Annotated in this window: 24 protein-coding genes; 10 read left to right on the forward strand and 14 right to left on the reverse strand. The window is 41.1% G+C overall.

Annotation, left to right across the window (positions count from 1 at the left end):
* Positions 1–156: 156 nt before the first annotated feature.
* Positions 157–2,328, reverse strand: a complete 2,172-nt coding sequence (locus MURRU_RS15565) for an endonuclease MutS2 (protein WP_014034442.1) — start codon at positions 2,326–2,328, stop codon at positions 157–159.
* Between the two features lie 237 nt (positions 2,329–2,565).
* On the opposite strand from MURRU_RS15565, the gene MURRU_RS15570 reads away from it, so the two are divergent.
* Positions 2,566–3,231 (forward strand): uracil-DNA glycosylase, encoded by a 666-nt coding sequence (locus MURRU_RS15570; RefSeq protein WP_014034443.1) that lies wholly within the window; start codon positions 2,566–2,568, stop codon positions 3,229–3,231.
* Between the two features lie 10 nt (positions 3,232–3,241).
* Here the strand turns inward: MURRU_RS15570 and MURRU_RS15575 are convergent, their stop codons facing one another.
* The 5 genes from MURRU_RS15575 to MURRU_RS15595 all read right to left on the reverse strand — a co-directional run bounded on the left by MURRU_RS15575 (position 3,242) and on the right by MURRU_RS15595 (position 7,574).
* Positions 3,242–4,090, reverse strand: a complete 849-nt coding sequence (locus tag MURRU_RS15575; RefSeq protein ID WP_014034444.1) for a substrate-binding domain-containing protein — start codon at positions 4,088–4,090, stop codon at positions 3,242–3,244.
* Between the two features lie 71 nt (positions 4,091–4,161).
* Positions 4,162–5,049 carry a nucleoside phosphorylase gene (locus tag MURRU_RS15580; RefSeq protein WP_014034445.1) on the reverse strand — a complete coding sequence of 296 codons (888 nt, stop codon included), beginning with the start codon at positions 5,047–5,049 and terminating at the stop codon, positions 4,162–4,164.
* 3 nt (positions 5,050–5,052) lie between these two features.
* The gene (locus tag MURRU_RS15585; protein ID WP_014034446.1) at positions 5,053–5,985 is read right to left on the reverse strand and encodes a DUF1835 domain-containing protein; all 933 of its coding nucleotides are present in this window, start codon (positions 5,983–5,985) and stop codon (positions 5,053–5,055) included.
* Positions 5,986–6,129: 144 nt separating this feature from the next.
* Positions 6,130–6,459, reverse strand: a complete 330-nt coding sequence (locus MURRU_RS15590; protein WP_014034447.1) for a translation initiation factor — start codon at positions 6,457–6,459, stop codon at positions 6,130–6,132.
* Between the two features lie 164 nt (positions 6,460–6,623).
* A complete protein-coding gene (locus MURRU_RS15595; RefSeq protein ID WP_014034448.1) occupies positions 6,624–7,574 on the reverse strand; it encodes an isopenicillin N synthase family dioxygenase in 951 nt (316 codons plus the stop codon).
* 110 nt (positions 7,575–7,684) lie between these two features.
* Between MURRU_RS15595 and MURRU_RS15600 the strand changes: the two genes are divergently transcribed.
* The 7 genes from MURRU_RS15600 (at position 7,685) to MURRU_RS15630 (ending at position 14,644) form a co-directional block, all read left to right on the forward strand.
* Positions 7,685–9,664, forward strand: a complete 1,980-nt coding sequence (locus MURRU_RS15600; protein WP_014034449.1) for an alpha-ketoacid dehydrogenase subunit alpha/beta — start codon at positions 7,685–7,687, stop codon at positions 9,662–9,664.
* Between the two features lie 87 nt (positions 9,665–9,751).
* The gene (locus MURRU_RS15605) at positions 9,752–10,237 is read left to right on the forward strand and encodes a lipocalin-like domain-containing protein (protein ID WP_014034450.1); all 486 of its coding nucleotides are present in this window, start codon (positions 9,752–9,754) and stop codon (positions 10,235–10,237) included.
* Between the two features lie 4 nt (positions 10,238–10,241).
* Positions 10,242–10,934, forward strand: a complete 693-nt coding sequence (locus MURRU_RS15610) for a YiaD family glycine zipper/OmpA-like lipoprotein (RefSeq protein ID WP_014034451.1) — start codon at positions 10,242–10,244, stop codon at positions 10,932–10,934.
* Between the two features lie 160 nt (positions 10,935–11,094).
* A complete protein-coding gene (locus MURRU_RS15615) occupies positions 11,095–11,427 on the forward strand; it encodes a hypothetical protein (protein ID WP_014034452.1) in 333 nt (110 codons plus the stop codon).
* A gap of 97 nt (positions 11,428–11,524) precedes the next feature.
* Positions 11,525–12,442: an EamA family transporter gene (locus tag MURRU_RS15620; RefSeq protein WP_014034453.1), complete on the forward strand. Its 918-nt coding sequence runs from the start codon at positions 11,525–11,527 to the stop codon at positions 12,440–12,442.
* A 68-nt stretch (positions 12,443–12,510) separates the two neighbouring features.
* Positions 12,511–13,065 (forward strand): DUF4251 domain-containing protein, encoded by a 555-nt coding sequence (locus MURRU_RS15625; protein WP_014034454.1) that lies wholly within the window; start codon positions 12,511–12,513, stop codon positions 13,063–13,065.
* Positions 13,066–13,441: 376 nt separating this feature from the next.
* Positions 13,442–14,644, forward strand: a complete 1,203-nt coding sequence (locus tag MURRU_RS15630; RefSeq protein WP_014034455.1) for a PQQ-dependent sugar dehydrogenase — start codon at positions 13,442–13,444, stop codon at positions 14,642–14,644.
* 199 nt (positions 14,645–14,843) lie between these two features.
* Here MURRU_RS15630 and MURRU_RS15635 read toward each other — a convergent pair whose 3' ends face one another.
* From MURRU_RS15635 to MURRU_RS15645, 3 genes are all read right to left on the reverse strand, one after another.
* The gene (locus MURRU_RS15635; protein ID WP_014034456.1) at positions 14,844–15,563 is read right to left on the reverse strand and encodes a DUF5131 family protein; all 720 of its coding nucleotides are present in this window, start codon (positions 15,561–15,563) and stop codon (positions 14,844–14,846) included.
* A gap of 2 nt (positions 15,564–15,565) precedes the next feature.
* Positions 15,566–16,660, reverse strand: a complete 1,095-nt coding sequence (locus tag MURRU_RS15640; RefSeq protein WP_014034457.1) for a three-Cys-motif partner protein TcmP — start codon at positions 16,658–16,660, stop codon at positions 15,566–15,568.
* Between the two features lie 71 nt (positions 16,661–16,731).
* On the reverse strand, positions 16,732–17,508 hold the full coding sequence (locus tag MURRU_RS15645) for a TIGR03915 family putative DNA repair protein (RefSeq protein ID WP_014034458.1): 777 nt from the start codon (positions 17,506–17,508) through the stop codon (positions 16,732–16,734).
* A 274-nt stretch (positions 17,509–17,782) separates the two neighbouring features.
* Here MURRU_RS15645 and MURRU_RS15650 point away from each other — a divergent pair, with 274 nt between their 5' ends.
* Positions 17,783–18,541, forward strand: coding sequence for an XRE family transcriptional regulator (locus MURRU_RS15650; protein ID WP_014034459.1), 759 nt, complete (start codon positions 17,783–17,785; stop codon positions 18,539–18,541).
* 1 nt (position 18,542) lies between these two features.
* Here MURRU_RS15650 and MURRU_RS15655 read toward each other — a convergent pair whose 3' ends face one another.
* From MURRU_RS15655 to MURRU_RS15670, 4 genes are read right to left on the reverse strand one after another with little or no spacing between them, the layout of a single operon-like run.
* Positions 18,543–19,538, reverse strand: a complete 996-nt coding sequence (locus MURRU_RS15655; RefSeq protein ID WP_014034460.1) for an SMP-30/gluconolactonase/LRE family protein — start codon at positions 19,536–19,538, stop codon at positions 18,543–18,545.
* A gap of 48 nt (positions 19,539–19,586) precedes the next feature.
* Entirely contained in the window at positions 19,587–20,507 is a 921-nt protein-coding gene (locus MURRU_RS15660) for an ATP-grasp domain-containing protein (RefSeq protein WP_014034461.1), read from the reverse strand.
* Positions 20,508–20,518: 11 nt separating this feature from the next.
* Positions 20,519–22,201 carry a gamma-glutamyltransferase gene (gene ggt, locus MURRU_RS15665; protein WP_014034462.1) on the reverse strand — a complete coding sequence of 561 codons (1,683 nt, stop codon included), beginning with the start codon at positions 22,199–22,201 and terminating at the stop codon, positions 20,519–20,521.
* The gene (locus MURRU_RS15670) at positions 22,189–22,782 is read right to left on the reverse strand and encodes an acyl carrier protein phosphodiesterase (protein ID WP_014034463.1); all 594 of its coding nucleotides are present in this window, start codon (positions 22,780–22,782) and stop codon (positions 22,189–22,191) included. Before MURRU_RS15670 ends, ggt begins: the two co-directional genes overlap by 13 nt.
* 91 nt (positions 22,783–22,873) lie before the next feature.
* Between MURRU_RS15670 and glmM the strand changes: the two genes are divergently transcribed.
* The gene (gene glmM / locus MURRU_RS15675; RefSeq protein ID WP_014034464.1) at positions 22,874–24,262 is read left to right on the forward strand and encodes a phosphoglucosamine mutase; all 1,389 of its coding nucleotides are present in this window, start codon (positions 22,874–22,876) and stop codon (positions 24,260–24,262) included.
* Here glmM and MURRU_RS15680 read toward each other — a convergent pair.
* On the reverse strand, positions 24,259–25,176 hold the full coding sequence (locus MURRU_RS15680; RefSeq protein WP_014034465.1) for a lysophospholipid acyltransferase family protein: 918 nt from the start codon (positions 25,174–25,176) through the stop codon (positions 24,259–24,261). The two genes, glmM and MURRU_RS15680, sit on opposite strands and share 4 nt — an antisense overlap.
* Positions 25,177–25,180 lie beyond the last annotated feature (4 nt).

The raw sequence follows: 25,180 nt of genomic DNA on the forward strand, positions 1-25,180 counted from the left end.
AGAGTTGTTTTATTATTTAGCACACAATTAAATTACTGAAATTCAGTATAATTAATTCAATTTATTTAAAAGTATTACGTACTTAAAATTACAATGGTGGTTGATTTAATTCTGTTTGTTTATCCCGTTGAAGAACACAACGTAGGAATGAATTTGTTACTTCTTCGCCTCCACCAATTCCAATTGATCCACGCTAACGTTGGTGGTAAACATACCGTAATTCACCACGGCCTTGCCTTTCTCCAAAGTGTCAATGCTGCCTACGGCCTTACCGTCCATTAAGCGGACGCGATCGCCTACCTTAAAAACAGGGCGCGGCTTGTTCTTTTCTGCCTGAATTTCTTTTTTCTTCTGGACTTTTTTCTCAACCCGAACTTTCTTGATCTTTTGCTCCAGTTCTTGGGCCACTTGTTTTTTCTCCTGTTGCTTGGCCTTCGCCTTTTTGGCCGTGGTTTTTTTGCGCTTGCTGTTCTCGGTTTCCACAATACGAAGCATCTCAGAAATTAGCGGCCGTTTTTTTTTGTCGATAAAGTATTTCTCAGCTGCGGTGTTCACTTTGTTGCCGAGTTGGATCATACGCTGGTTGTGGTCGTACATTTCTTGGTAACTCTCCAACTTGGACTTGATCTTGGAGTTGAGCTGTTCCAATCGTTCCGATTCTTCACGGGCCTTGGACTCCTCTTCTTTGAGTTTGGAGCCAGTTTCCACCATTTTGCTGCGCTCTTTTTGTAGCTTGGCAATAGTGGCATCAAAGCGGACCTTTCCGCGTTCAATTTTCTTCTTTGCTTTATTGATCAAGGAGTAGGGGATGCCGTTCTTTTGGGCCACCTCAAACGTAAAGGAGCTTCCCGCTTCGCCCAGCACCAATTGAAAGGTGGGCTCCAAGGTTTTAGAGTTGAACAGCATATTGGCGTTGGTGGTGTGTGGCAGTTCGTTGGCCAAAGCCTTCAAATTGGCATAGTGTGTAGTGATCACTCCATAAGCTTCGCGCTCGTAGAACACCTCCAAAAAAGCTTCCGCCAAAGCACCGCCCAATTCGGGGTCACTGCCTGTACCAAATTCATCAATTAAGAACAAGGTTTTGTCGTTGCACTTTCTTAAAAATTGGTTCATGTTTTTGAGTCGATAACTGTATGTGCTCAAATGATTTTCAATGGATTGATTATCCCCAATATCCGTTAGAATCTTATCAAAAAAGCAAACGGAACTACGTTCGTGCACGGGAATCAACATTCCGCTTTGAAGCATTACTTGAAGCAGTCCAATTGTTTTTAATGTGATACTTTTTCCCCCTGCGTTAGGCCCAGAAATCACAATAATTCGGTTCTCTTGGTGTAGTTTTATCGTCTGCGGCCAGGTTTTCTCGTTCTTTCGTTTGTTGGAAAGATAAAGTAGCGGATGGTAGGCATCTCGAAGATATAGTTCCCGCTCCTCATTGATTTCTGGCAATAAACCGTTCATCTCGCTCGCGTACCTTGCTTTGGCAGCGGTAATATCTGTATTGGAAAGATGTTTTTGATATTCCTGTAACAACTCCAAATAAGGTCGAATCTCGTCGGTGAGCTTGTTCAGGATGCGCTGGATTTCTTCTTTCTCCTCAAACTCAAGATTATTGAGCTCTCTGGTGTAGGAAAGCGTGGCCTCTGGCACAATATACACGATGCTTCCTGTTTTGGAAGTGCCCATCACCGTGCCCTTCACTTTTTTGCGGTGCATGGCCTTTACGGCCAATACCCTACGGTTTTCCACAACAGATTCACGGATTTCATCCAAAAAATCCGAGGATTGATAACGCCCAAGGGCCGTACTGAAACTTTGGTTGATTTTACTGCGCACTTCATTGATTTTGCTTCGAATGTAGCGTAACTCATCCGAGGCGGAATCTTTGATTTCCCCAAACTTGTCGATAACATCATCAATTGCATCCGGAATTTCAGGATGCAATTCCAGGGCATTCACTTTATCAAAAAGCAACGGATAGTATTCCTTGAACTTTTTAAAGAATTTTTGATGGATGGCGACAGTCTTGCAGATGCCACCAATCTTTCGAAAACCAGAAATCTCCAAAGTGCTATTGTCAATCTTGAGCAGCCCCAATTCGCTGTTGATATGGTCGAAACCATGATTGGGAATGCGGTTGTCGTTGGAAAAAGACGCCAAATACTCCGAAGTCTGCCCTAAAATAGCCATCAATTCCTCTTTATCTTGGAACGGTTTTATGGCCAGGGCCTCCTCTTTGCCCAATTCGGTATTGCATCGTGCAGCGATTTGGGTCAATACCGTTGGAAATTCGAGATCCTGAAGTGTTTTGGGGTGAATGTTTTGCATCTTTTTCTACTAGCAGCGCAAATATAGGATTTTGAAGGGTTTTTGGAGGTGGGTATCTGGTAAAAACAATTCGCATTGCGTACTTTTGAATCGCACCGATTCATTGCATTAAATAGTACTTAAATGAGGAGCGACAATATCGTGATTTACATTATAGCAGGCATAATTTTGCTTCATTTTGTTGTGGGCATAGGGTATTTAATCTAAAAATTGACTAAAAAGAAGTAAAGTCATCACATGGACGTTAATATTGAAAATAGCTGGAAAGCACAATTGAACAATGAATTTAAAAAAACCTATTTCCAAGAATTGGCAATATTTGTGAAGCAGGAATATAAACAGAATACCTGTTACCCAAAGGGTAAGGATATTTTTTCTGCATTTGATCATTGTCCATTCCAAGAAACCAAAGTGGTCATCATTGGTCAAGACCCCTACCATGGGCCGAACCAAGCGAATGGGTTGTGCTTTTCCGTAAAAGATGGTATTCCGCATCCGCCATCCTTGGTCAATATTTTCAAAGAGATCAAAACCGATGTTGAAAAGCCGTATCCCAAAAGCGGTAATCTGGAGTGTTGGGCGGATCAAGGGGTTCTTTTGTTGAATGCCACGCTGACAGTTCGTGCACATCAGGCAGGGAGTCATCAGAAAAAAGGGTGGGAGCAATTTACCGATGCGGTGATCAAAACGGTTTCCAGTGAACTGGAAGGTGTTGTTTTTCTGCTTTGGGGCGGATTCGCCAAGAAAAAATCATCCTTGATCGATAAAAGCAAACACCATATTTTAACATCGGGGCATCCTTCTCCTTTGAGTGCCAATCGCGGATTGTGGTTTGGCAATCAACATTTTAGTAAAACCAACGGTTTGCTCGCCCAAATGGGTAAAGAACCGATTGATTGGTGAAAATGTCGGGTTATTTCCAAAGGAATTTTGAAGCGTCTTTGACTTCCTCAATCAAATTAAGGTCATATAGCCTGGATTGCACCTCATTCATGGTTTCTTCAGAAAGTTGCTCTTGTCCCCATGTGGTTTTGGATAACCATTCTTGGGTATCCTCCAGCTTTTGTTCGTATCGGTTGGATAGTGTCCTGTCAATACTCGGAATTTGTTTAAATTCCGAGGTGTAGGTATTAATCACTTCCAAAATATGGCGCAACACACCTGCGTTTTCTTTTAAAAATGCATCCGAAGCGGCCATAACAAAACAAGGCCATGGAGTAGGGCAGTCGCCCACTCGTTTAAAGGTTCCGTTGTCTACAAGGGGTTTGGTGGTAAAGTGTTCCCACATAAAATAGGCGTTGGAGCCGTTTGTGAGATTTTCTACGGCGCCATCAAGGTTGTTCACGATTTCAAATTCGAGGTTTTTGGTATCCCATCCTTGGTTTTGTGCGTTGATGTAGGCCATTAAATGACTCCCACTGCCCATACGGCTGATGGCAATCTTGTCATCCTTTAATGAGGTGATGGATTGTCGGTCGCTGTTTGCGTCTACATGGATTCCCCAGAGCAGGGGAGAAGAGACATATTCCTGAACAATTTTACTTGGATTGCCCTGTGAGATGCTTTTTATGATACCCTCGGTGAGAATGATGCCCATGTCCGCTTCACCATCTTGAAGCATTTGGGTCATTTTTCCCGTTCCTTCGGGAATGTCAGTCCATTCCAATTGAATACCCCGGTCTTCAAATGCGTTATCTTCCATAGCGAGGTGCCAGGGCAGATTAAAATGTTCGGGGACCCCAATAATTTTTACGGTTTTCATGCGTCTTTTTTTCTTTGGAGTTTAAAATTATGATTCCGTTCGGTATCTTTCAAAAAAATCAGAATGGAAAATTATACCAAATGACTTTCGGCAATATGTTCCAAGGTATATTGAATCAATTCATCGATGGCTTTATGGCCTTGCTTGGAGAACTCTCCCGTAGCCCTGTTGGCCAATATTGCATTGAGGGAAACGGCTCGGTGTCCATGTAGTTTTGCAATACCGTATATGGCTGCTGTTTCCATTTCTAGATTGGTTATCCTCAAATCCCCATAAGAAAAACCAGCTAATTTCTCATTAAAGTCCCTAATAACGGGAGCTAAACGCAACGACCTGCCTTGTGGAGCGTAAAAACCTGAATTTGTACCAGTTACACCTAATCGTATACGATTTGAGACAAAAACATCACCTAGCTCTTTGTTAAAATCAACCACATAGGGGTGAATATTGTACTTACCCCAATTTAAGTAGGCCGCAAGGGCTTGTTCCATCTCTTTGTTTTTGATGTGCCCGCAATCATAGAAATGCAAAAGGTTGTCAAAGCCAATACCAGCGGCACTAATCAAAAATGAATCAACGGGGATATCCGATTGTAAAGAGCCTGATGTACCGACCCGTATAAAATTGAGCTGTTTTTTTTTGGTGTTTATCTGTCGAGATTGAAAATCTATGTTTGCCAAGGCATCCAATTCATTAAAAACAATGTCAATATTGTCCGTTCCGATGCCAGTTGAGACAACAGAAATGCGTTTACCTGAATAATACCCGGTATGGGTGACAAACTCTCGTTTGCTTTTCTTTATTTCAATGGAGTCAAAGTATTTGGACACTTCGCGCACCCGTTCTGGGTCACCAACCGTGATAATGGTGGTGGCAATGTCATCTGGAAGAAGATTTAGATGGTAAATGCTCCCATCAGGATTCAGAATAAGTTCTGAACTTCCCAGCGATGAGCCCATTTTTTATAATTTGAGGATTCGGTCCGTATCGGCGTTGTACAAGAAGTTATACTTTAAAGAACCGCCCAGATACATTTGATTATCACGCAGTTCCGAATAATAATTTGCTTCTTGTTTCAATACATGCATTCCCTTTTTGGTCAATTTAACAGGGTTAAACGAACTAAAAAGCGGTTTTAAGGAAGAAATCATGCGTTCGTATTGCGTGTCTCCAAAACCGTAATACCCTTGGTTGGTCAATAAATTATCCAAAAGTTCTTTTTTGGACTTAGGCTTATATTGTTTGGCCACTTCCAAAATATGGTTTTCTAAATCATTAAGCCCATTTTTAATGGTCGGAAAGCGTTTTAGGTGGGTTTTCAGTGCATCCGATAGATATTCAAACTGAAAATCATTGTTGGCAATCTGGTTTTCCAAGCGAATAGGGTTATCGCTACAGTACAGTTGCCAAATATAATCCGCGTACTCTATATCGTCTTGCGAAAGAACTTTCCTATTGTCGTAAAGTTCAAGTAACTTCTCATCACCGAGTTCATTTAAACCATAAAGTTTGCTGGAACCTTCCACTTTGCCACTACAGACCAAAGAGATTTCTGCATGCCTTCTGTGTGTTTTTAGCCAACTAAGAACGGCCAGCATGTTAATTTGGCAAAAGAGGTCATATTCAAACCACAGTACAATATGGTCTTGCTGCTTATGGTTGCAGAGTGACCGATATTCCTTTAGGGTTTTTTCTATGAACCAAGATTTGGAGACTTTGTAATTTTTGTTCAGGAACTCGAACCTTGTTTTCCAAAAAGATTCGCTCCCCACGGAGGAAAGGGTTTTGCCTTCACAAAGCATTTCCCTCCATGTAATTACATCTCCTTTTAATTGCAAAGATTGTAATCTGGACGTGAAACTGTCCCCGTTGGTTATATGCAACAGTGATTTCATTTTCAGCTCAGTTTTCGTTGGTTAGGAAGAATAAAAGTAAGGTTTAAAGCAAGAACACAAAAATTTTTTCACAAAACATTGGTATTCTGATCAAGTTTTTAACAAGAATTAAAAAGTAAATTAAATTTTTGCGGATTTATCAAGTCATCCGCCGACCCGCTTTACTGAAAAGCCATTTTCTTTAAGAAAGTCCATAATTTTACCCCGGTAATCCCCTTGTATAATAATGGTTTCGTTCTTAAAACTTCCGCCCACTCCCAATAGCGTTTTTAGGTCTTTCGTCAATTTTTTAAAATCGCTGTCGGCACCGTTGTACCCTTCAAGAATGGTTACGGGTTTCCCTTTTCTTTTTTCATATTTACAGATAATGGGGTCGTCTTGCAGCCAATAAGAGGGTTTTTCTTTGTCATTATCGGGTTCTTTCTCTGGTTCGTGGTCTGGAAATAAATTTTTAAGCTGATCTCCTAAATCCATTGTTGTTGTTTTTTGTATATCAGTAATTGTACCAGTGACCTTGAAGGTTGGTGCCGATGCTTTGTTTTTGCCCTCTTGAGCGCAGTCGAAAGGCAGACAAAAACATCTCGACTGCGCTCGATATGACATTTGGATTGGCCACTGGTGCAATTGTGTATAATCGATTATTTTTTTATCAATCCCAGTTCTATCAATCTTTCGTGTAGATATTCTCCTGCGGTAATGTCCTCAAAAGCCTTGGGGTGCTCATCATCAATACAGTTTTCCAAGCAGTTTAACGGCATGTCGCTCACAGGGTGCATAAAAAAGGGAATGGAATAGCGGGAAGTGCCCCAAAGTTCCTTCGGTGGATTGACTACTTGGTGAATGGTCGATTTCAATTGGTTGTTGGATAGTCTGGAGAGCATATCGCCAACATTGATCATTAATTGATCGGGTCTTGCAATGGCATCCACCCAGTTTCCTTCGTGGTCTTTCACCTGGAGCCCTTTGCCATGTGCCCCCATGAGCAAAGTAATCAGGTTGATGTCCCCGTGCGCCGCTGCTCTTACCGCATTTTTGGGTTCTTCTGTTATGGGAGGATAGTGGATGGGTCTTAAAATGGAGTTGCCGTTTTTTATGTAGTTGTCAAAATAGGTTTCCTCCAGGCCAAGATGCAAAGCCAATGCCCGAAGCACATACTTTGCCGTTTTCTCCAGCATTTTATACGTTTCTTTTCCAACATTGTTAAAGTTGGGAAGCTCCTTTACGGTAACATTGTCGGGATATTCAGTTTCCAGTTCGGGATTGTCTTCCACATATTGGCCAAAATGCCAAAATTCCTTCAGGTCGCCTTCTTTTTTGCCTTTAGCATGCTCTTTTCCAAAGGAAGTGTATCCCCTCTGTCCTCCAATGCCTTCAATTTCATACTTGTTTTTCACATCTTGGGGCAAATTGAAGAACTTTTTTATTTCGGTATAAAGGTTTTCCACCAACTCATCCGATAAAAAATGTCCGCTCAATGCCACAAAACCGATATCCTCGAAAGCAGCACCTATTTCTTCGACAAATTTTTCTTTTCTTTTTGGGTCACCCGAAACAAAGTCTTTCAGGTCCACACTAGGAATAGCACTCATATTGTATTCTTTGATATAAAATCAAAAATAAGGAAATAAGATGAAGGTTTTTGAATTTTAAAGCGTTTTGAAAGGCTTTTTACTACTTTTAACCGACAGAATTTTATTGTATGAGGTATCATGTTGGCGACTTGGAACACGAAAAGTTGCTGGATTTGTACACAGGGATGCTGAAGCCGAGAATGATAGAGGAAAAAATGTTGATTCTTCTACGGCAAGGCAAAATTTCTAAATGGTTTAGTGGGATAGGACAGGAGGCTATTTCCGTTGGTGTCGCCAAGGCGCTCAAGGAAAGTGAGTATATCCTCCCCATGCACCGGAATTTGGGGGTTTTCACCGCCAGAAACATTCCTTTGAACCGTCTTTTTGCGCAATGGCAAGGAAAACAAAGCGGTTTTACCCAAGGTAGGGACCGAAGTTTTCATTTTGGCACTCAAGAATATAAAATTGTCGGTATGATTTCGCATCTGGGGCCCCAACTCGGAGTGGCCGATGGTATTGCCTTGGCCGATATGTTACGGAGAAAGAAGCGGGTAACGGCCGTTTTTACAGGAGAGGGTGCAACCAGCGAAGGAGATTTTCATGAAGCCTTGAACGTGGCTTCTGTTTGGAACTTACCTGTATTGTTCTGTATTGAGAACAATGGCTATGGGCTTTCCACGCCCACCAACGAGCAATACAATTGCGAACATTTGGCGGATAGGGCCAAAGGGTATGGCATTGAGTCCAGAATTATTGATGGCAACAATATCTTGGAAGTGTACGCTAAAGTGGACGAATTGTGCAAAGCCATTCGGAGGAGGCCGCGACCAGTGCTTTTGGAATTCAAAACGTTTCGGATGCGTGGGCACGAAGAGGCAAGTGGAACCAAATATGTTCCAGATAAGTTGATGAAGGAATGGGGGAAGAAAGACCCTATTTCCAATTATGAAAGTTTTCTGTTGGAAGAAGGGGTGCTTACCGAGGAAAATGTTGAAGCGATCAAGCAAGACATTACTGAGGAAATCAATACCAATTTGCAGATGGCTTTTGATGAACCCGAAGTTTTATTAAATGAAACCAAAGAATTAAGTGAGGTTTATCAAGATTTTAATTATCAGAATGTTGAGCCTGAATCAAACGAATCTGAAAACACTCGATTTGTTGATGCTATTTCCCAAGGATTGGAGCAATCCATGTACCGCCACAACGAACTCATTATCATGGGGCAAGATGTTGCGGATTACGGAGGTGTTTTTAAAATTACCGAAGGTTTTGTGCCCAAATTTGGAAAAAGTCGGGTACGAAATACACCCATTTGTGAGTCGGCGATTGTTTCCACGGCCATGGGATTGTCCATCAACGGAATGAAATCCGTGGTTGAAATGCAGTTTGCCGATTTTGTCAGCTCTGGGTTCAACCCTATTGTCAACTATTTGGCAAAAGTACATTATCGTTGGAACGAGAAAGCCGATGTGGTCATCCGAATGCCCTGTGGCGGTGGCGTAGGGGCAGGGCCTTTCCATTCCCAGACCAATGAAGCATGGTTTACTAAGACCCCCGGACTCAAAGTGGTATATCCTGCATCTCCTTATGATGCCAAAGGATTGCTGGCCACAGCGATTAACGACCCCAATCCCGTACTGTTTTTTGAGCACAAAGGCTTGTACCGAAGTATTAAAGGCGATGTTCCAAAAGATTATTACACGCTTCCTTTTGGTAAAGCCAAACTTTTAAAGGAAGGGAACGCCATAACGGTGGTCACCTATGGTGCAGGTGTGCATTGGGCTTTGGAGATTCTAGAAAAACACCCTGAAATTGATGTGGACCTAGTGGATTTACGAACGCTTCAACCATTGGACACCGAAACTATTTTCAATTCAGTGAAAAAGACAGGGAAATTGATCGTGCTTCAAGAAGACACCTTATTTGGAGGTATTGCCAGCGATATTTCGGCCTTGGTCATGGAAAACTGTTTTGAATTCCTGGACGCTCCCGTAAAAAGGGTCGGCAGTTTGGAAACTCCAGTACCCTTTGCAAAACCACTTGAAACCAATTATTTGCCAAAAAATCGATTCGAATCAGCATTAATTGAATTATATCAATATTAAAATCAACTATTTAACTTTTTTTTGATAATTTAACAACTATAAACACGTCCCCAAACGTATATTTTTTGAACATTAACTTATATACTTATGATGAAACGATCACTTTTATTTCTCACAGTGATGGGACTTTTGCTCTCATCCTGTTCCATTTCCAAAAGCGCTAGAACACAGCGAAATTTGTTTAGCGGTACATGGAATTTGGACAATGTTTACTACGAAAATGCCTCTGGCAACTTCAAATCTACCATTTTCAACGATGCAGAGGATATCTGTTTTGAGGATAGTGAATGGTTTTTCCGCGACAATAACAGTACAGGGCGCTACACTATAGCCCAAAGCTCACTTTGTCAAGGTGGAGACCGTTTTTTTAGATGGTCCGTGGTAGAACCCGAACAGAATTACCAAAGCCAGCTTCAATTTAAGTTTATTGATGATAAACGAAAGGATATTTCCGGAGGGTACGGATATCGCTTAAATATTGTTAGTCTGTCCGAACAATCCATGACGCTTAATTCAAATGTTTCAGTTGATGGTCAACCTGTGACCATAGTTTACGAATTCTCAAAAAAATAATTCCATGAAAAATATAGTTTTAAAAGGGGCAACTGCTTTTTTGGCGTTGACCATGATTATTGGTTGTGATGCCATCAAAAATGCGAACAATACCCAAAAAGGTGCCGCAATTGGCGCTGGTGGTGGTGCCGTTATCGGTGGCGTTATCGGTAATAACGTAGGAGAGGGCAATACTGCTCTGGGCGCTATTATTGGCGCTGTAGTTGGTGGTGCCGCCGGTGGCTACATTGGAAACCGTATGGACAGACAAGCCGAACGGATTGAACAGGAAATTCCAGGTGCAGAAGTAAACAGGGTCGGCGAAGGTATCAATGTTACCTTTAGTGGCGAAAATGGTGTTTATTTTGACACCAATAAATCTGACGTTAAAGGAGCTTCTGCCACCACATTGGATAAATTGGCCGGAATTTTTATGGAATACCCTAAAACCAATATTTTGGTGGAAGGACATACCGATAGCGATGGTGCAGCCGATTACAATATGGGCCTTTCCCAACGTAGGGCACAGGCAGTAACCGGTTATCTGGTAGCCAAAGGCATTTCCAGCGGACGATTTACTACCAAATGGTATGGCGAAGAACAACCTGTTGAAAGTAACGATACGGCGTCAGGTAAAGCAGCCAATAGACGTGTAGAGCTTGCCATTATTGCCTCTGACGAATTAAAAGAGGAAGCTCGCGAGCAGACTGAAAATTAATTTTTCAATATTCAAAATTAACAAAGGCCCGGTTTTTACTGGGTCTTTTTTTGTTTATGTTAAATAAACCATTAAAAGATAGTTAACCATGTCGGAGTTTGTAAGAATTTATTTAACTTAAAGGGTGTCAAACCGTTAATGTTAAAAATCCTTGTGAGCCATGGAACATATCACCCAAAATAGTATTAAACAGAACCAAGAGCTACTGATGCGGGTGGAACGAAACCAAAGAATGGTGCAACGCCTGTCCGAAAAATTGAATTCGTACATCTATGAACCCAAATGTCCTCGGCGGTTCGAAAAATTTTACGAACTGAACAGAAGCATCCAAAGTTTTACAAGGCACCAAAAACAGGTGATGTCCAAAATTAAGAGCCGTAGGATAGATTTGACAGATGCAAAAATCAACGAAATTGAGGATCATTTAAATCGCTTTAAAAAATTGGAAAGCGAGTTTGCATCCTACATATTCGATTTAAATAAACCGCTCTAATCCGTTCAAGCGGGAAAATCAGCTAAAATTTAACTTCGCAGTCACATACTCCAGTAAACATACGTAATATTGCAGGGCGGTTAAACTGTCCTTAAAAATGGCAAAATCCTCTAACTCTGCTCTCGTCATCCTGGCTTTTTTTGCCATTTATGTGATTTGGGGCTCTACCTATTTGTTGAACAAAATAGCTGTATTGGAACTGGAACCCTTTATGCTGGCCAGTTTTAGGTTTACCTTGGCAGGACTCTGTATTTTTCTTCTGGCCAAAATCATGGGAACCTCCCTGCGAATCACCAAAAAACAACTTTTGAATACACTAATTGCAGGAGTGCTTTTCTTGAGTATTGGCAATGGTTTGGTAGTTTGGGCCCTGCGTTATGTGGATACGGGCTTCGCAGCTCTGGAAATTTCTTCCCAGCCTCTTATTATTCTTTTGTTGATGCGCATACTGCAAGGCAAAAAAATTCAACCCATGTCCGTTGTTGGTGTTGTTTTAGGGATAATAGGAATCTATTTATTGGTAAGCCAAAAACAGATAATTGCCCAAGAAGAGTCTATAGTGGGTATGATCATGATCTTTTTTTGCATGTTCTGTTGGGCCTACGCCAGTCTTTTTGTGGCCAAGGCAGATTTGCCCACCAATTATTTTGTGAACACGGGCTACCAAATGCTCTTTGCCGGTATTGTTTTAAGTTTGATGAGCCTTGGTTTCGGGGAAGAATGGATTTCGCCCTTGGCATGGAGCGGTGAGGTACAGTTAGCCATGGTATTGCTTATCTTTTTGGGAAGTATTGTGGCCTTTACCTCGTTCAATTACCTGCTCAAGGCCGTTTCTCCAGAGAAAGTGGCAACCTCTACCTATGTTAATCCGATTGTTGCCCTTTTGTTGGGCTGGTATTTTTTGGATGAACAGATTACACTGCAATCCATAATAGCAGCGGCCATTCTTTTAACAGGAGTATATTTTATCAATACCAAAAAGACATTGGCCATTTTTGAACGTTTCAAACGTTAACACACCGTTATTTGTCTCGGAATTGGCTTGACTATTTTGTACTTTGTAAGAAGTTAATAATCAAAACAATGAAGTCTATTGTAAAAGTTGGAGCTTTCCTATTGTTATTGACCACGTTTGCATGTGCGTCGAGCAAAAGCCATGCAACGCCCGAAGAATTGGCAGCTTTGGATAAGATGCTTTCCAACAAGCAGTTTAAAATAGAAGCCAAATGGGCACAACCCATGGCCAGCCAAGGATTGAACAGTATCGCCAATGCCGGATTGTTGCCGCCTGGTAGTACGGCCAGCCGCATAGATGTTTCGGGCTCAAGCGGATATTTGCGCATGGTGGGCGATAGTGTAAAGGCAAACCTTCCCTTTTTTGGAGAACGCCAAATGGGAGGGTATTATGATCAAGACAAAGCGGGAATAAAGTTCGAGGGAATTCCAAAGAACCTTTCTTTCTCTTCCAATAAAAAAGATACCGGAAAAACCATACGGTTTACTATTAGCCAAGAATCTGAGAATTTTCAGGTAATTGCACAGCTCTATCCCAATGGAAAGGCTAGACTTGCCGTTTCCAGTTCCCACCGAACCAATATTTGGTATCAAGGCAATCTTTCCGAATATAAGGAAGAGTAGAGAAGTTCAGGCTCAAACATCAAGTTCAAGATCAAGGAGCAAAGAACCAAGACCGCCGCGCTGTTTGATACGAGAACAAAGACCTATAACCAGATCCAGCAATCTAAAACCTGAAACTTGAAACAAGGAACGGGCTTCCGACTTCGTTCTTCGGACATCAAGCCCAAACTCAAGTATCAAGTTCAAACACAAATAACTCAATAACCGTATAATGTAGTAACTTGAAACGGATTTTAGACTTCGTACCCCTGACATCCAACATCAGACTTCCAACTTTAAACACGGATATACTATATCAAATCCCAAACTTCTTCCTCTTTCCACCATTTTGTTATAGCTTTATTGACTCAGAAACAAAAAAAACTAAAAAATCAAGATGAAAATATATACTTTGCCCCTTAGGTCAATAGTTATGTTGATGCTTTCCGTTAGCTTTCTGGCCTGTAATGGAAAAAAAGAAAGCAATGATGAAGAATCAACTGAAGAAGAAGTAGTAGAGAATGCGGAAGAATCTTCACAGGATTCTCTCCAATTGAATATGAATCGCCTTAACCTTCCCGAAGGCTTTAGTATTGAACTTTATGCGAAAAACATTGAGGGAGCACGCTCCATGGCCATGGGATCGAACGGTACCCTGTTTGTGGGTACTCGAAACGAAGGTAAAGTATACGCACTAAAAGATACGGACGGCGATTACAAGGTAGATAAAACCTACACCATCGCTTCCGATTTGGAGCAGCCCAACGGCGTAGCGTTTAAAGATGGAGCTTTGTATGTGGCCGCAGTAAGCCGAATGCTCAAATACAACAATATTGAATCGCAGTTGGAAAGTCCACAAGAACCGGAATTGATCTATGACGATTACCCGACCGAATTCCACCATGGTTGGAAATACATTGCCTTTGGCCCTGACGATAAATTGTACGTGCCCGTAGGAGCGCCGTGCAATATTTGCGATAGCGCTACGGTAGATAAGCGTTATGCTTCCATCACTAGAATGGACCCCAATGGCAGTAATCGGGAGATTGTAGCCCATGGAGTGCGCAACACTGTTGGTTTTACGTGGCATCCGGATACCAACGAGTTGTGGTTTACGGACAACGGTAGGGACATGATGGGAGACGATGTACCTCCGGGGGAATTGAACAAACTTACCGAAGCAGGTCAGCATTTTGGTTATCCCTATTGCCACGGCGGAACCGTAAAGGACCCCGAATATGGAGACCAACGTCCCTGTTCCGATTTTGTACCTCCTGTACAGCCTTTGGGGGCGCACGTAGCGGCCCTTGGTGTTAAGTTTGGTAAAGGCCCCATGTTCCCGGAAGCCTATCAAAAACATGCATTTTTGGCCGAGCATGGCTCTTGGAACCGTTCTTCTAAGGTAGGGTACAGGGTAACCTTGGTAAAACTCGAAAACGGAGAAGCTGTAAGTTACGAACCCTTTATAGATGGCTGGTTGGACGAGGAGTCGCAAGAAGCCTTTGGTAGGCCTGTGGACCTGCTTTTCTTGAAAGATGGTTCTTTGTTGATTTCCGATGATGAAGGGGACGCTATTTATAGGGTTACCTACAAGGGATAACCCCGTTTCAAGGCGCTTGGGGATGAGTATTTACCCTATTCGCGTGATGGAGCAAAAAATAAATAGCAGTAAGAATCTGGACGACCAAGAAAAGGTGGATCTACAACAATATATTACCCGCATTAACGGCAGCTTAACCAGTTTTAATGTACTGTTTAAAACCAAAGGTGATCATTTTGTGGGGGAGAGGGGGAAGTGATTAAGCAATTAACCTGTAATTAGGCATTTCATCGTAAGTACGACCATTCAGCAAACGACCACTCTTTTTCTTATTAGTGCCGCCCCATTGTTTAAAAAAGAATGCGACATTTAAATTTTCACATTGATTTTGAATATCTTTAACCCATTCGGCTTTGATTGGTCGTGGTTTACGTCCACTTTCTCCTCCAACAATGACCCAGCTAATTCTACTGAGGTTTAAGTTAGGGAGTGGTCCAATTAGAGGTTCGAGAGATAAAAACTTTACTTTTGCATTGGTTTCACGTAAATAATCAATTCGATGCTCAACTTGTTGGTCTTCAACCGAAACTCCCATCCAAATATTAGGTGTCCAATTCAATTTCTCGTGTAATTCCAATAATCGTTCATGTCTTTTTGTTAAGACCTGAAAAATATGCTGTTGATTATCATTCATTACCTCAAATACCTTTTGTATGAATGACAGCGGAACTTCTGGATGAAACAAATCACTCATGGAGTTTACAAATACCATTTTAGGTTTCTTCCATGTGTAAGGTGTTTTTAATTCCGATTCGTGAATCCGAACCTTGAAATTATCCTTGTATTTGTCGATTCCCATTGCCTGAAGCCGTTTGGACATTACCTCTGCATAGCAGAATTTGCAACCTTGACTTACTTTGGTGCAGCCAGTAGTTGGGTTCCACGTCATTTCCGTCCATTCGATACTAGATTGGGCCATAATTATAGGATTTCTATTTTTTTGGGTTCTCTGGTTGGTTTCAATACTGTAGTGCATGAAAAAGATGGATGCTTTATTTTAATTTTACCAGTTTTTTTTAATCTGTTTACTACTTCGGATACATGTTTACCAATAAACCCATTGTTAATCATATAGACAAATACTTCTTTGTCAGATTTAAGCTCACCACTTAATATTTTATCTTCGAGTTGTCTTTGAAACGTTGGAATTTTTCTCTTGTCGTTGTCTTCTGGGAATAGTGAGGGTTGTAAACATAATTTTTTATCTCCCTGTATATCAAAGTTTGCTTCTCCTGTTTCCTCATCTTCTTTCCAACAAATATTTAGAAATTTTTCCATACCTAATGGGTGACCGCTTCCAAATATTAAACCATAAATGTTTGTTCCTTTTTTTATAGAAAATGGCGCAAGCGAGTAGGAAACTTCTTGTGGAATTAATTCAAAATATTTTTGATGGACTAATCTGTGTATTTCATAAAAAGGTTTTTCCTGTATTTCCTCTGAAGTCAGACCAATTACATTTGTCACATTATCATCATTATGAAAGCGATTAAATGTGGAAGAAGATATAAAGAAAATGATGTCTGTTACTGGTAGACCAATTAAAACTTTAAATCTTTCTTCATTAACATATTTAACGCCGAATTGGTCGAGGAAAATTAGGTTTGCGGCATTTTCCATTTTTGGGATCGTATCTGGAAATAACTCGGTGAAGTCTTTATTATAAAAATGAATATTAATTTTATCTGTTGGTAAACCAGATTCGTTGATGTTCTTTCTCAGGGTTTCAATGTATTCTATTTTGGAATCGTTGAAATGTAAATTTATTTCTACGGTTGTGTCTTGAACGTATTCTTGATATTCTTTTAAAATTTCAAGTGCAATGAGTGGGCTTCCCGATGTGCCTTCTGAATCCTTACCGGGTCCACAAAAGAAATCAAATAAATTTACTACTTTCTTAAATGGTCTGCGGGCAGCTATAAAGACAGGAAACCATTCTTTTAAATACTCTTTATAGAGTGATAATTTAACATTAGTATCTTCAGTAAAAGGCTTTTGGAAAAAATCTTCAGACATATCAATTGTTGAATTTTATTGCAAATACATTTTTGTATGGGGAAGATTTCTTACAATATTAAATAATTTATTTAAACCGCCTCTTTCTTCTCGCTCAAATACTTCCAATTGGGTTTGGGAACATGTTGCGTGTGTAACTTTGGGTTAATACGGGATGCGATATTAATACTCTTAAAATAATCGTTCCAAAGGGTTTGGTTTTCGTATTCCTCGCTGGTAAAGACATCACTTCTAACGGTTTTGTCATGGAGGATGTCCTTTAAGTTCAGGGAAACCATTTCCATATGATCTAAATTGTAAAAGATACCGTATTTGCGTTTCACATCATAAATCAACCAGCGCTGATCAGCATAACAGCCGCGGAAATGTTTGGAAATTAGAGGAAGTACATCAAAATCAGGGTCAATGTTCGCAAAATAAATATCGTCCTTGCTCAACTGGAACTGAACAAAGGCTTCCATACGGTGCTTTTCCCGCCCCACTTTTTTGGCCAATTGGCCAATGTGCACTACGGTACTATCCGAATAATCCAAACACTTACCGTTTTGTGTGCGCATTAATTTTTGAACATAGGTATAAAGCATGAGCTCAATGCCTTCGGCTTCACTCAAAAAAGCGAAATAGATATTGGATATGGCATTATGACTTTTGTTTCGGATACCGTTCCATACCCGTTTGGCCTTTTCTACATTGGTAAAAACGGTTTCTGTATCGGAAAACAATCCGTTTTGGCATTGATTGTTTTTTTGAATGTCGGCCACATTGATTTTCTCATCAAAAGCTATGAAGATTGCGGTCAGAAATCCATTAAAACTGCCATCGTAAATAAGGGTTGTTGTGGGTTCCATAATTGCTATTTAAATAAATTAAAAACATCGACCATTGGAAATATTCCAATCAAATATATGGAAATGTTCCAAATAATGGAAATATTCCATAAAAGTTTTTGGAAATAATCCAAATGTTATATATTTGGTACGAGATGTCAGGTCGAGCCTTTCGACTCTGCTCCAGATAAGCTTAAGTCGAGACCTGTTCTTTGCTAAATGGTTAGGAGGCTTCTCGATTATTCCTTCGACTGCGCTCAGGATGACAGCTCGAAGTGACACCAAAAATGAAGAAATGGAAAACGAATCAACCCTGAAACGATTTACCGATATCCGAAGGGAACTCGGTTACACCCAAACCGAATTTGCCAAGCTATTGGGGGTGAAGAACACTACAGCGGATATTGAACGGGGAAGAACCAAATTATCGGGAAAGGTGGTTACCGAACTCTTGCGTCAATTTAAAATAAATCCACTTTGGTTGTTCGGAGAAAGCGATCAGAAACATTTGGACACCTCCAAAACTAGTGTTATCCCCAAAGTGGTTACGGTGGACAACTCCGATAATGATAACATGGTGATGGTAAACGCAAAAGCGGCTGCGGGATATCCCCAGAATATTTCAGATACAAGTTGGTATAGGCAATTACCCGCTTTTGATATGCCCATTCCCGAGTTCAGGAACGCCACCTATCGAGGTTTTCAGGTCGAGGGTGATAGCATGTTGCCCAATTTGAGACCCAACGATTGGGTTTTGGCAAAAGCCATTGAGCATATTGATCATGTGAGCCCCAACAAAATGTACGTGGTGGTGCTTCAGGATTCTGTAATGGTGAAGAAAATAGAACGAAAGCCAAATTCCAATAATATCACCCTTGTTTCATTAAACGAAACTTATCCGCCATACGAAATCAAACCTTTTCAAATCCAAGAAATTTGGGAGGTGAGCAGTAAACTTACCTTTAATGTGGATGCCACTACCGAAACTGGATTGCTGAAACAACTGCAACAATCCATGGATGAATTGAAAAAACAAGTTGGACAAATAAAATAGTTTAAAACCCGTCTCCAACCGTTTTGGTCTTAATCCTCATCAAGAATTTATGGGCTGTTATGTAGAGTACAGAGCCATCACCACCCCAAGCACAATTGGCCGTAGGTTGACCTGTATCTATACGTCCCAAAAGTTTTCCTTCTGGGTTTATAATTAATATTCCACCAGGTCCTGTGGAGAAAACAGTTCCATTTTTATCTACTTTGATACCGTCCGGAGACCCGATTAAACCAGATTTTATTAAGGGGGATGTATCAAAAAATAACCTCCCTTCATCCAAAGAACCGTCATTCTTAATGTTGTACGCCATTATATAGGGCGCTTCAGGGGCCGATTGTGTAACGTAGAGGATTTTTTCATCGGGGGACAGTGCCACACCATTGGGGCGACTGAGATTGCTGACCACCATTTCCACACTTCCGTCCACATCTATTTTATATACCCCAAAAGCATCAATTTCCCGCGTTTCTGAATTTTCCTGTTTAGGTAGACCGTAGGGAGGGTCGGTAAAATAGTAGATGCCATTGGAGGTTTGTACAATATCATTTGGGCTATTAAAACGTTTTCCTTGCCATTTATCCGCCACCGTTATTTTTCCACCTTGGGATAAGGGCATGCTAGAAATTCTTCGGTCGCCATGCTCGCAGGCCACCAATTCGCCTTCATTGTTTATTGTAAGCCCATTACTGCCCGGCTCTCTACTATACGGAAGAATACCTGTATATCCCGAAGGCTTTAAAAATTCAGTCAGACCCTCATAGTCCCGCCATTTAAAAATGGTGTTTTGGGGAGCATCGGAAAAGAGGAGAAATCCACCTTCTTTAACCCATACAGGTCCTTCCGACCATATAAAACCTTCGGCCAAAACCTCAATTTTTGCATCGTTATCCACGTAGTTATAAAAAGCATCGTCCTCTGCCACCAGTTTCCCCGTGGTTTTTTGTTGGGCGAAACATCCGAAGGTTATACTTAATAGGAGGAGAGGTAAGTTTTTCATTTTGAAATATTTATTAAATATAAAAATATAGAACAACCCAAATTGGGTTTAATGAACAATGCAAGTTTCTTTGATGGCTTTCGCCAAAATTTTAGCTGCTTTAGGGTTGAGACGAAACCAAAGTTCCGGTTCAAAGATTTCCAGTTCAGCCAAGGCCCAATTACCGTCATTGTCCTTAAAAATATCTACTCTGGCATAAATTGGCAATTCTGGTGCGGCATTTACCACACTTTTGGCAAATGCTATTTGTTCTTCAACGGGATTGTACTCATGAACAGTTCCTCCAAAATCATCCTGTACCCTAAAATCGCCAGGTTTTGCAATTTTTAGTACGGCATGGGTAAACTCACCATTAAAAACCATCATAGATATTTCTCCTTTGGAAACAATATTTTGCTGAAATTCTTGAAACATCATGGCTTCTTCCGCCACTAATTCTTGGAAAATGGCCTCATGCTTTTCAATCTCATTTTTCTGAATTTTGTACGTATGCCGTGCCGCTCCCGAAACACAAGGTTTTAAAATATAGGTGTCCGCCGTAAAGCCATATTCTGATTTTGCGTTTGCAATGGATTCGGCAAGGGTAGTTTTTGTGCCTTTTTCCACAAAAATCGTTTTTGGAATGGTTACGCCTGCGTTTGATAGATCTTGTAGGTAATGCTTGTCAATGTTCCAATAGATCAGTGCTTTGGAATTGATGAACTGCGTTTGTTTTGAAGCTGTCTCCAACCATTTTGAAAATTCTGAATAACGGTCAAAATAGTCCCAAGTAGTTCTAAACAAGGCATATTTGGTGGTTGACCAATCAAAATTGGGGTCGTCCCAAGATTTGCGAATGGCCCGTAAACCTTGTTTTTGCAATGCATCTAGAACTAAGCTGTCTTCTTGCAATACATTTTCAATATAAGGTGTTCGCTCTTTTGGAGCCACATAGCGGTGGTCTGTTAAAACAACAACATCAAACTTCATATTTGGGAAAATTAATATCCAACTGCGGTATCGTCGCCACGTTTGTCCGCTCCACCTTCGAGCTTTCCATCGGGTAAAACACGAATGGCATCCACTTTACCAATAATGGGCGTGCGCTCTTCGTTAATAATGTATCCTTTGGATTTTAACTCATCTATAAGTTCTTCAGAAAATCCTTCGGGTTCAAAAATTACCATATCGGGTAACCATTGGTGGTGGAATCGTGGAGCATTGACCGCTTCTTGCATGCTCAAATTAAACTCATATACGTTTAAAATAGTCTGTGCCACCGCTGTAATAATGGTGGAACCTCCGGGGGTGCCGACCACCATGTACAGTTTGCCATCCTTCTCCACAATAGTAGGCGTCATACTGCTCAACATGCGTTTTTCCGGTTCAATGCTATTGGCCTCGGCGCCAATGAGCCCAAACATATTGGGAACGCCGGGTTTGGCACTAAAGTCGTCCATTTCGTTGTTTAAAAAGAAACCGAGTTCCTCGCAATATAGCTTGGAACCATACCCTCCGTTAAGTGTAGAGGTTACAGAAACGGCATTCCCCTCACTGTCCACTATGGAAAAATGTGTGGTTTGGGCGCTTTCAACAATCTTTACTTCACCATGGCTTACTTCTGATGATAGTGTGGCCTTATCAAAAGAGAAATTGGACATTCTATCCTGAAGATAATCATCACTTAACAAGACATCATAGGGAATATCCACAAAGTCAGGGTCGCCCAAATAGAAATTCCTGTCTGCATAGGCTCTTCGTGAGGCTTCGGTGAACAACTGAATGGTTTTGGTGGAGTTGTGTCCAAACTTTGAAACATCGTAGGGCTCCATCATTTTAAATATTTGATTGATGGTGACCCCACCGCTGCTGGGAGGGCTCATGGATATAACCTTGATGTCTTTATAATCAAAAACTATCGGGTCTCTCCATACAGCCTCATACTTTTCCAAATCTTCTTCGGTGATGTAACCGCCATTTTCCTGTACAAAAGCGGCCAGTTTTTGGGCAACCTCACCTTTGTAAAAACCATCCCTGCCTTGTTCCATAATTTTTTGAAGGGTTTTGGCGTAGGCAGGGTATTTTATGGTATCGCCCGTAACAAAAGGACCTACAAATTTGGTACTGTCCCCATTGGCCTCAATAAAATCTTCCCGATAACCTTCCAATCGGCCTGCTTGCTTTTTGGTGACCACAACGCCTTTTTTTGCTAGCGCTATAATTGGCTCTATAATCTCTTTGAGTGGAAGTTTTCCGAATTTCTTGTGGACTTCCAGTACTCCAGCTACCGTTCCTGGCACACCTACGGCGGTTCCGCCCGAGGTGCTCATTCCAGGGATTACATTGCCCAAGGAGTCCAAATACATGTCCTTATGGGCGGCCAAGGGAGCTTTTTCCCTATAATCGATTCCTCCGACCTCGCCATTGCTTTTACGATAAACCATAAACCCGCCCCCGCCAACGCTACCCGCAAAGGGATAGGCGACCACCAAAGAAAGTTCGGTGGCGACCATGGCATCAAAGGCATTTCCACCTTTTTTCATAATGTCCGCCGCCAATTGTGATGCTTCTTCACGTGCGGATACCACCATCGCTTTTTCGGCGACCAGTCCAGTTGGTTTTGCAGGTTGTTGTTTACAATGGATAAATAAGATTAGGGGTAGGAGGAGTATTAGTCTTCGCATAGAGAAATAAATTTTTGGTTGGAAAAGGTAATCAATTCTTTAAAAAAGGAGGTGAATTCATTTTCAAAATCAGTATAATGCTCTTCAAGGTCTAAAATGGCAAAATTCATCTTGGATTTGTTTTTAGTGCGTCGGTTCATTCCGTTCAAAACACGGTCAATTCCAGCTAAATTGGCATAATTGAGCAACCAATTGTCCGCAATCATGTAGGGCATCATGCGTTTGGTGGCCATGGGGAGGATGTCGTAGTTGTCTTCCAATAAATCATAAAAATCCTCTACATATTCATCCAAAGGCGTATTGGAATAATCACTCCAGTTTTTGGCCAAAAAATGGTCGTAATAAATATCTACAATAACTCGGCTGTAATGGCTGTAATTTTTATGGAGGCGCTTGCTACTTTGTCTCACTATGGGATGGGAATCGGTAAAGGTGTCAATTTCCCGATGTAGGAGAATCCCTTTCTGGATTTTATCCGGCAGATGTTTGTACTTGTTTCCACGGATATGATCGGCAAAGAAATTACCCAAAGTTATTTCCTTATCATCAAAAGATAGATAAATATGAGCCAAGAAGTTCATCGGGACAAATTCTTTTTCTGTCGAAATTTACAAATTCAAAACATGGAATCGGATATGCCCGATTATATTTGCAAAAACTTTTTTAACAATTATGACACTGATCAAATCAATTTCTGGAATACGAGGAACCATAGGGGGCAACACTAACGATAACTTAACACCTGTTGATGCGGTTAAATTTGCTGCTGCTTACGGAACCTGGTTAAAGTCGTATTCCAAGAAACAAAAATTAAAGGTCGTAATTGGACGGGATGCCCGTTTGTCGGGCGAGATGATTCAGAATTTGGTGGTTTCCACCTTGGTTGGATTGGGGATTGATATAATTGATTTGGGATTGTCCACCACGCCAACGGTAGAAATTGCCGTTCCTTTGGAAAAGGCTGATGGGGGAATTATTTTAACGGCTAGCCACAACCCCAAGCAATGGAATGCCCTCAAATTATTGAACGAACGAGGTGAGTTTTTGGATGCCGAGCAAGGTGCAAAGATTTTGGCTTTGGCCGAGAAAGAGGATTTTGAATTTGCAGAAGTGGATGATTTGGGGGAAATCATTAAAAATGATTCTTATATTGATATTCATATTGATGAAGTTTTAGAGTTGTCCCTAGTTGATGCCGACACCATAAAAAAAGCTGGTTTTAAGGTGGTGGTGGACGGAGTTAACTCTACTGGAGGTATAGCCATTCCCAAATTACTTGAAGAATTGGGCGTGGAAGTGGTAAAGCTCTACTGTGACCCTACGGGGCATTTTCCGCACAATCCAGAGCCTTTAAAGGAGCATTTGGGTGACATTTGTAAAAAAGTGGTGGAGGAAAAGGCAGACTTTGGTATTGTGGTGGATCCCGATGTTGACCGTTTGGCATTCATCAGCAACGATGGTGAAATGTTCGGGGAGGAATACACTTTGGTGGCCTGTGCCGATTATGTGTTGGGCAAGACCAAAGGAAATACGGTTTCCAATCTGTCATCCTCCAGGGCATTGCGCGATGTTACCGAAAAACACGGTGGCACATACGAAGCTGCTGCGGTTGGTGAGGTCAATGTGGTGACCAAAATGAAAGAAAACAACGCCATTATTGGTGGAGAGGGGAACGGTGGAATTATTTACCCGGAAAGTCATTATGGTCGTGATGCCTTGGTAGGAACGGCTCTGTTCTTGATGTTGATGGCAGAAAGGGGTGGAACCGTGGCTGAGTTACGTGCCAGTTACCCCAGCTATTTTATGAGCAAAAAGAAGATACAATTAACGCCCGATCTGGATGTGGATGCCCTTTTGGATGCCATGCACGATAAATATAAAGACGAGCAGGTTTCAACCATTGATGGGGTAAAGATTGATTTCTCTGAAAACTGGGTGCATCTTCGCAAATCGAATACGGAACCTATTATCCGAATTTATACCGAGGCTAAATCACAAAATGAAGCTGATAGTCTAGCCGACCGTATTATTGGTGAGATTAAGGAAGTTGCTGGAATCTAACAGTTGACTGCTTTTGAGGTGTCTTTTTGGAAATCTTTTGGCACTTTGTCCTTGTGCTTCCACCGTTTATGGGTCCAGAAATAATATTCCGGAGCCTCACGAATGGATTTTTCGGTTTCTTTCATAAAAGCTTCAGAAACCTTATAATTTGCTACCTCGTTTGGATTTTCCGCTAGAATTTTAAAAGAAGCTTGGTAATAGCCACGCCCAACTTTTTTTACTTTTAGATAAACCGGGATCATTTTATGGCTTTTACAGATTTCTTCTGCACCAACATGTATTGGAACAAAAACACCCATAAAATTCGCCCAATGCCGCGCTCTTTGTAACATAGGTGATTGGTCACTGATAATACCAACCGTAATTAATTTGTTCAATTTATTTGCATCTGCAATAATTTTTCGACTCTCATATGTTTTTATCAGTGTGGTTCCGTACTTGCTACGTATATCACGCACTAATTTGTCGAAGTATTTATTCTGTATGGGTTGATAAATCGCGTATGCCTTTGATTTAACCATTGAGTTTAATGAAAAAACCCATTCCCAGCTAGCGTAATGTGGCATCATTATCATAATATTTTTGCCCTCATTTTCCAGTTTTTGAAAAACTTCAACGTTGGTAAAAACATATCTTTTTTTCATTTGGTTATCACTAATCCCCAAGGTCTTTATCATCTCCAAGAACATATCGCAGAAATGCTTGTAGAATTTCTTTTCTATCCCTAATCGTTCTTCACCCGACTTTTCGGGAAAAACAAGGGCCAAGTTGTTGCGGACCACTTTTTTACGATACCCGATTACATGGTAAAGGAGTACGTAGACACCATCAGAAATAAAATAAATGATTTTAAAGGGAAGTCTGGAAATCAACCAGAGCAAAGGATAAACAAGGATATAAACTACCAGCTGCATAGAC

It is taken from the genome of Allomuricauda ruestringensis DSM 13258, assembly GCF_000224085.1.
GTDB lineage: Bacteria > Bacteroidota > Bacteroidia > Flavobacteriales > Flavobacteriaceae > Flagellimonas > Flagellimonas ruestringensis.

Excerpts from the sequence above, each read along its gene's own strand:
- MURRU_RS15650 (WP_014034459.1), top strand. The coding sequence starts at position 17,783 with ATGGAAAACGAATCAACCCTGAAACGATTTACCGATATCCGAAGGGAA.
- MURRU_RS15565 (WP_014034442.1), bottom strand. The coding sequence starts at position 2,328 with ATGCAAAACATTCACCCCAAAACACTTCAGGATCTCGAATTTCCAACG.
- MURRU_RS15660 (WP_014034461.1), bottom strand. The coding sequence starts at position 20,507 with ATGAAGTTTGATGTTGTTGTTTTAACAGACCACCGCTATGTGGCTCCA.
- MURRU_RS15605 (WP_014034450.1), top strand. The coding sequence starts at position 9,752 with ATGATGAAACGATCACTTTTATTTCTCACAGTGATGGGACTTTTGCTC.
- ggt (WP_014034462.1), bottom strand. The coding sequence starts at position 22,201 with ATGCGAAGACTAATACTCCTCCTACCCCTAATCTTATTTATCCATTGT.
- MURRU_RS15580 (WP_014034445.1), bottom strand. The coding sequence starts at position 5,049 with ATGGGCTCATCGCTGGGAAGTTCAGAACTTATTCTGAATCCTGATGGG.
- MURRU_RS15640 (WP_014034457.1), bottom strand. The coding sequence starts at position 16,660 with ATGTCTGAAGATTTTTTCCAAAAGCCTTTTACTGAAGATACTAATGTT.
- MURRU_RS15670 (WP_014034463.1), bottom strand. The coding sequence starts at position 22,782 with ATGAACTTCTTGGCTCATATTTATCTATCTTTTGATGATAAGGAAATA.
- MURRU_RS15585 (WP_014034446.1), bottom strand. The coding sequence starts at position 5,985 with ATGAAATCACTGTTGCATATAACCAACGGGGACAGTTTCACGTCCAGA.
- MURRU_RS15630 (WP_014034455.1), top strand. The coding sequence starts at position 13,442 with ATGAAAATATATACTTTGCCCCTTAGGTCAATAGTTATGTTGATGCTT.
- MURRU_RS15680 (WP_014034465.1), bottom strand. The coding sequence starts at position 25,176 with ATGCAGCTGGTAGTTTATATCCTTGTTTATCCTTTGCTCTGGTTGATT.
- MURRU_RS15625 (WP_014034454.1), top strand. The coding sequence starts at position 12,511 with ATGAAGTCTATTGTAAAAGTTGGAGCTTTCCTATTGTTATTGACCACG.
- MURRU_RS15645 (WP_014034458.1), bottom strand. The coding sequence starts at position 17,508 with ATGGAACCCACAACAACCCTTATTTACGATGGCAGTTTTAATGGATTT.
- MURRU_RS15620 (WP_014034453.1), top strand. The coding sequence starts at position 11,525 with ATGGCAAAATCCTCTAACTCTGCTCTCGTCATCCTGGCTTTTTTTGCC.
- MURRU_RS15655 (WP_014034460.1), bottom strand. The coding sequence starts at position 19,538 with ATGAAAAACTTACCTCTCCTCCTATTAAGTATAACCTTCGGATGTTTC.
- MURRU_RS15590 (WP_014034447.1), bottom strand. The coding sequence starts at position 6,459 with ATGGATTTAGGAGATCAGCTTAAAAATTTATTTCCAGACCACGAACCA.
- MURRU_RS15635 (WP_014034456.1), bottom strand. The coding sequence starts at position 15,563 with ATGGCCCAATCTAGTATCGAATGGACGGAAATGACGTGGAACCCAACT.
- MURRU_RS15575 (WP_014034444.1), bottom strand. The coding sequence starts at position 4,090 with ATGAAAACCGTAAAAATTATTGGGGTCCCCGAACATTTTAATCTGCCC.
- MURRU_RS15570 (WP_014034443.1), top strand. The coding sequence starts at position 2,566 with ATGGACGTTAATATTGAAAATAGCTGGAAAGCACAATTGAACAATGAA.
- MURRU_RS15610 (WP_014034451.1), top strand. The coding sequence starts at position 10,242 with ATGAAAAATATAGTTTTAAAAGGGGCAACTGCTTTTTTGGCGTTGACC.
- MURRU_RS15595 (WP_014034448.1), bottom strand. The coding sequence starts at position 7,574 with ATGAGTGCTATTCCTAGTGTGGACCTGAAAGACTTTGTTTCGGGTGAC.
- MURRU_RS15600 (WP_014034449.1), top strand. The coding sequence starts at position 7,685 with ATGAGGTATCATGTTGGCGACTTGGAACACGAAAAGTTGCTGGATTTG.
- glmM (WP_014034464.1), top strand. The coding sequence starts at position 22,874 with ATGACACTGATCAAATCAATTTCTGGAATACGAGGAACCATAGGGGGC.
- MURRU_RS15615 (WP_014034452.1), top strand. The coding sequence starts at position 11,095 with ATGGAACATATCACCCAAAATAGTATTAAACAGAACCAAGAGCTACTG.